We start from the raw sequence: 6,612 nt of genomic DNA, 5'->3' as shown, positions 1-6,612 counted from the left end.
TCAAAATCAAAGATACTAAACAGCTTCTTAGGGGATTCAAGACCCACGCCCTCTTCCAATCTAACTTTTGGTCCGAGGACTAACCGAGTGAGATTAGTGGTGCCGGCAAGCATATTTTCTAAATAGCCTTCCTCTACGTTTGCCATGTCAAAGCTAGATAGATCAAGGGACGACAGGGATTCATCCTCATTAAACATCGAATCCATACTCGTCACTTTACTGGTATCAAAATGTGAAACGTTAATCGCCTTCAGGTTAGGATCGGCATAAAACATCGAATCCATATCGGTAACGCTATGGGTATCAAATCTGCCAAGACAGATACTCGTTATATTAGTCTCATCAGAAAACATATCAGCCATATTATTAACCAAGCTAGTATCAAAATTTGAAACATCGAGCGTGGTCAAGGAACTATCGAGTGAAAACATTTCGATCATGTTCTTAACCTGACTTGTATCAAATTTCGAAACATCGATAGATTTTAGCGCCGAATCACCAGAAAACATCGAATCCATTGATATTACTTTATTGGTTTTAAAGTTACTCAGGTCAATTGATGTCAGTGAATTATCGTCTTCAAACATTGAATCCATATCCGTTGCGTCACTAGTATCCAAATCTGATAGGTTCTTAATATTCGTAGCATTTACTAACTTAAAAAAGAAATCTACTGGAGCATTACCATTAAGCTTGATTGGCCCTTCGATATCGACACTTGTAACTAGTGGATACAGTGCATCGCTTGACCACGGATATGAAACTGCCGGACCCTGTGATGTGGTTGGAATCTCACCGCCACTTAGCTTGAGTGTTCCATCCTCGATAGACCATCTTACAGTTCCAACCTCGCCACTTGAAATGTCCTGTGATACTTCAGATGTTTGGCCAAGCGGTTCAGTCGCACGAACGGTGGGTGGACTTACGGTTGATTCCGCATGCGTAACAGTCGGAAAGCTTGCGAAGCACACTGCTCCAAACAACGCAGCCCCCGCCATAACCAAAGCTCTTTTAACTTGATTCATACTGATCGACTCCCCTCACTCAATCGACATTCCATAATTACACTTCCACTATTCTTCACCGATAATGGTATTCCGGAATGACTATTTAATGTTTGTGGGATTATCCAAAGTTTTAGGCGCTTTTTTGTGAGAATCACAACAAGGATCGCAATAAGTAATCAGGAAATGATTGGCATGCAAATTAAAACCACCGGCTAAGATCATCCCCAAACGGGAAACCTTAACTGGCGGTTATTTCAATCAAATCAAATATTTTTACGCTTAATAAATACCATAAAAACTGGTCACCCAATGAGTCGCCAGTCAACGAACTAATAATGATGCCAAATAATATGTCGGTGACCGTAGCCAAAAAAGCCAAGATGTTGATACAGAATCTTCTTACCGTGGTACTTCATCGGTTTGAAGTCAGATACCGCGTCTGATTCCTTAAGACCAACTTCCCAATACCCTTTCCCAGCGTCGGCACTATAAAAGCGTCTCGGTTAAGAAAAATACGATAAATAATGTAACCAAGCGTGACGTCGCCCGTGCCGACAAAGATTAGTGATAGTATGCGTCTAAAGTGAGTGCGAAAAATGCTACATCACAATAAACCACGGAAGTAAAAGGTATCGCCAGACCGTGCCTGCTAGCGATTTCCGGTACTTCGGATCTAATTTTTCTAATTGATTTTCTAAGTAAACTAAGGGAAAACCGATTAAAAGGAATAGTAATCCGGGTAGTCCGGCGTTGCGGTCTAGTACAAAGAAATCAACAATTAGCCAGAAGAAGAACAGGATGTATGCCAAGCGTGACAACCATATGGCTATTTTGATTTTGGTGACAGCGTTCAAATAACTTGCTCCAATCTGTGCAATTTTTTAGTCCGGGAAAAGATCAAATGGAGGCGATGATGTTTTCAATCTTTCTGTCCAATTTGGCTGCGTAATCAATAATTTGAGAATTACCCCCACATCCGTGGGGAACACAGAGGCCCAGGGAAGCCGGGCCCCATGCAAGCAGGATCAACCCCCACACGTGGGGAGCACTCAAAGAGTTTGTCGATTTGTGTGCGTACATACGGATCACCCTCACATGCGTGGAGAATACCAGAAAGTTGACAGTTTCCCGAAAGGTACCAAGGGATCACCCCCACATGCGTGGGGAATACCAACCCGGCGTGGCGAATGCGAACGCATGGCAGGGATCACCCCCACATGTGTGGGGAATACCCAAGAATAAAGCCTCAAAACGCGTTATTGATAGGATCACCCCCACATGTGTGGGGAATACATCTCAAAAGTTCGGTTTCGCTGTTTGGATCCGGGATCACCCCCACATGCGTGGGGAATACAAAACATCCAAAACCTTACCCCAAAAAGAATTAGGATCACCCCCACATGCGTGGGGAATACCTAACAAGTCACTTAAAGGTACCGCTAAAGCAGGGATCACCCCCACATGCGTGGGGAATACAGACACTCGTTGATCAATATGGTAAAGGTACTGGGATCACCCCCACATGCGTGGGGAATACTAAATTGGAGATGTCATTTAAAACCGCATCTGAGGATCACCCCCACATGCGTGGGGAATACTATCCATATCAGACCTTTGGGACAATGTTTCAGGGATCACCCCCACATGCGTGGGGAATACAATTTGCATTAAAAATATTCATAAACTAGCCTAGGATCACCCCCACATGCGTGGGGAATACTAAACGTTGTGTACAAATCCTGCGAATAGGCTGGGATCACCCCCACATGCGTGGGGAATACTTGAGCATTTGACAAGGACAGACATTCCGGTAGGGATCACCCCCACATGCGTGGGGAATACTTACTAGTAAGTACCTTAGAAGCATTGATAGTAGGATCACCCCCACATGCGTGGGGAATACTCTAAACAAATCCCGTCATACCGGCATTGTGAAATTACGAATTAGCTAAATTACCCTAACTTGCATTCGAACTCCATTTGGCAACCAACCTAATCATAGCAAACAAATCTCGCCTAATCCACAAAATCCAAATCAGATTCGCACACATTTCATCGAACAAAAAAGAACCCGGTCCCCCAGGTTCTCAAATCAAAATTTAATACTGAACTGTCACAAATTTCGGGCTAGCCGTTACATAGCCACCATTCACAACATACCGCTGAACCCCAGTCCGCGTTCTTGAAAATTCGTGGCTGAACGTGACCTTCTTAATGGTCAGCTTGGTGCCCTTCTTGAAGTGGCCGTTGCGCTTGGTAAAGTTTGCATCCCCATAACGATTAATCGTCTTCTTCACAACCAACCGTTTTGGCTGCTGGTGGCGGCCCATCTTCACCAATTTACGATTTCCGGTGATGTAGTCACCGTTACTTAGCAGGTAACGGGTTGTCAAATTGTGACGAACAAACCCGTGGACTTTGAGAACCGTCCCCTGCTTGATATTCTTCACTTTGCCAGTCAAATTCCGGTTCTTGTAAGCATTGACGCCCAGCGGATTAATCACCGTTAACGTCTGATGTTTACTCTGATAATAAACCGGGCGGACGTAGTTCCAGTTAGCGGTGATGTAGCCGCGCCAACCATCGGTGTTACTGTGGTGGTTCACGTCACGAACCTTGTACCGCAGACGACCGTTCGCCGACCTTGCATAATCAGTCACCACAAACATTGGGCGGTTCACCCGCGGCTTCTTAACGTAACCGGCCATCCGCTGCGCTTTCTTGAAGGTGGCATTCTTATAAAGGTAGATCTTGTTTAACGAATAAACGGCGGTCCCCTTCTTCACAACCTTACCGCTGGCCTGAGGTTCAAGCCCGGTCTCGATCTTGGTGCCTGGCTGGTCAGCCTTGTTCCCATTGGTTGGCGTACTACTTGGCGTCGTTGGTGTGACCGGTGTTGTTGGCGTCCGTGGCGTTACCGGGTTATTTGGCGTGCTTGGATTGACCGGATTACTTGGCGTCGGGGTCACTGGGGTATTCGGCGTCACCGGCGTTGCATCCTTGGTATAAACCAATTTGACGGTTTGTGCCTGATCACTCAGTTTACCAGTTTGCGTTGGGTCGTACTTGCTAAATTTGTATCCAGGAATTGCCAATTTGTAAGCATCAGTTGCCAAATCAAATTCTTTCCCGACTGTTCCAGTGATCGTCTGGGAAGCATGAATCGTGGCGCCCTTTTCGTCAACGTATTCAACGGTGGTTGCAGCGGCCTGCTGGGCAATTTCGTACGGCAGGTAATACGCAATCAGTCCGTGGCCATCGTCAGGGGCTGGCGTTACCTGATACTGAATCACCATGTAGTAGGTGTACGGGTTTTCAACAACCGTGGAATTGCGATCTTTATGTGGGTCGGTCTTATCAATTGTCGGTGTAACCTGCTTTGCCAATCCTTTAAATTCAACATCGTCGCCAACAACCGTAGTGCTTCCACGCTTATCGTTTTCCCCAACCCCGAAAATGCCATTTCTAAAGATCTGGATTGTTGGATGCGACTCACCCTCGCCGTAATATGCGTTCGGCGAGTACGGAATATATAACCAGTCATGGAAGTTGTTGACAAATTTAGAGTTGTAAACTTCCCACTCGTTATTCGCGGCATTCCCATTTTTAGGGAGTGCGTTGACAAACGGTGCCTTGAACGTGTACGAATTAGTTTCCAATTGAACCTTTGGCAGGATAACGTGTTGGTTCCCCCAGTTGAAGTTCGCGGTGTATTTCGCGGCATCCAACAAGTTCAGATCGGCAACTTCATTGTTACTAACGTCAAGCCAGGTGAGCTTGGGTAAGTTGGCAATTGGTGCCACGCTTTTAACCCGGTTACCATAAAGGTTCAATTTCTGCAAATTATTCAGTCCCTGGAGCGGCGTTAAATCAACAACATCATTTCGATAAAAGTTGTGCCCGCCACTTAGATCCCAGTTTTGAGGGAATTCAAGACTTTCTAAACTGGTGGCCCGTTCTAGTCCCTTCAACGAGTAATTCCCCGGATTAACGGGGCCAATACCACCATTTCCACCGCTAACCGGTTCGTGTGCGACCTGATCAGCCGTCGTACCATCGCTCGAATTGATTGCTTTGAGCTTCCCCAAGGCTTCCAAAAACTGAGCCGATGTCAAGCTGGTAATCGTGGCGTTTTGGTCAACCAACTTTTCCTTCTTCATTTCAAACAATACTAAGCTCTGCAGTCGTTCATTCGGCATTATCTGATTAATCGTCTCTTCGGCTGCGGCAACCTGCGTTACCAAAACAGCCGGCGGATTCGTCCCCGTGATGGCCGTTCCCCAAAGCAGCCCGGCCGAGCCTAACGCGATCCCAATCCCCAATAAATACTTGCTGATTTTCATCATATTCACCCCATAATGAATTGATCGTTGTAACAAACTAAACATCTTTCATCCTTAAGATACACGCGGAAACATAACTTGTAAATCATAATGTTTGGTTTATTAAATAACGATTAGTAATGGAATGTAGATAGTGTATACTGTCCATTTGATGGGTGATATATTAATTTTGAAAACCTAAAAAGATCTGGAACCGCCTAAATAAGCCGCCGGCAAATTAATGCTGGTGGCATTTTTAGGACCGACAATATTTTTCACACACTTGGAATCTTCCTTCGAATTTATTCGAAACTAATTCGAAATTCTTTCCACCTCATACTTAACTGGTTTCCCATCAAGTGTCATTAAGCCATTTGAGTTGACGACATAGACGTGAGATTGACCATTTTGGCGGTACTTATATATTAACCAATGCCCATTGATGTCATTCCCCAGTCTTCCGGGAACGTAACCGTATTTATGGTCATTTGCATTCACCGCAATGGATTTACCGGGTTTTACGATCCTATGATGCCAGGTAATCTTCGTTGATCTTTTCGCTTCGGAACCCCATTCAACATCAATTCGGTTATCCACGTACTTTTCAATGTCTGAAATACCGGTCATGGCCGTGCCATCGCCTTGGGGCCATGAACGAATAGTAAAGTCGGCCGTTACAACAAATTGAAATGCCTTCGCATAATATGCATGAGCAAAACTGTTTGGAACCCCTTCAAGGCTTGGGTATGGTCCCTTTGGAATGTCTGAGTCAACGTATGTCGCGAACGAGTTGTAAAAATTGGGCTCATCCTGATACTTTGTCTTCTTATAACTGGAAAAATCATTTGTCCGCATCCATCCCCAGTACGTCTTCTCATCCTCACGTTCCGGCTTAAAGTTGTATCGATAAACTTTGTAAAACTTCTTACCACGAATTGTTGCCTCAGCCAGTGGATAATACGACCCTGCATTTAACAGGGCCCCATAATTTTTTGAAACTTTCCAAATTCGCTTCAGATGACCAGTAGATGTATACAATTTATAATGCAGTTTTCCTGAATCCGCGAGTTCTTCATTCTTCAGCTGAACCGGAACTGGGTATTTCCATTGGTGTGTGTAGTGAACAGCCGCATTTATATGTTGATCGGCAATGACGCCCCATCCCAGAAAAAATGTGACAACCATTAATGATACGAATACTATTTTTTTCTTCATTGATTATTCCCCCGTTTACCCCACAATAGAAGATTGAATGTCAAGGGCAGTTTAAAAATGTAGGTTTT

General features: G+C 44.8%; 3 protein-coding genes and 1 CRISPR repeat array. All 3 genes read right to left on the bottom strand.

Going from position 1 to position 6,612, the window contains the following annotated elements; all coding sequences use genetic code 11:
- A partial coding sequence (locus FD47_RS13190; RefSeq protein ID WP_156404157.1) for a BspA family leucine-rich repeat surface protein occupies positions 1-1,025 on the bottom strand: 1,025 nt, incomplete at its 3' end.
- A gap of 1,064 nt (positions 1,026-2,089) precedes the next feature.
- A CRISPR array of direct repeats spans positions 2,090-2,910; the repeat unit is 28 nt; unit sequence GGATCACCCCCACATGCGTGGGGAATAC.
- A gap of 196 nt (positions 2,911-3,106) precedes the next feature.
- Positions 3,107-5,353 (bottom strand): DUF5776 domain-containing protein, encoded by a 2,247-nt coding sequence (locus FD47_RS15535; RefSeq protein WP_162230598.1) that lies wholly within the window; start codon positions 5,351-5,353, stop codon positions 3,107-3,109.
- Positions 5,354-5,641: 288 nt separating this feature from the next.
- A complete protein-coding gene (locus tag FD47_RS13175) occupies positions 5,642-6,544 on the bottom strand; it encodes a hypothetical protein (RefSeq protein ID WP_056980787.1) in 903 nt (300 codons plus the stop codon).
- Positions 6,545-6,612 lie beyond the last annotated feature (68 nt).

The organism is Lentilactobacillus parafarraginis DSM 18390 = JCM 14109, assembly GCF_001435895.1.
Classification (GTDB): domain Bacteria; phylum Bacillota; class Bacilli; order Lactobacillales; family Lactobacillaceae; genus Lentilactobacillus; species Lentilactobacillus parafarraginis.
This window is presented reverse-complemented; position numbering and strand designations above follow the sequence as displayed.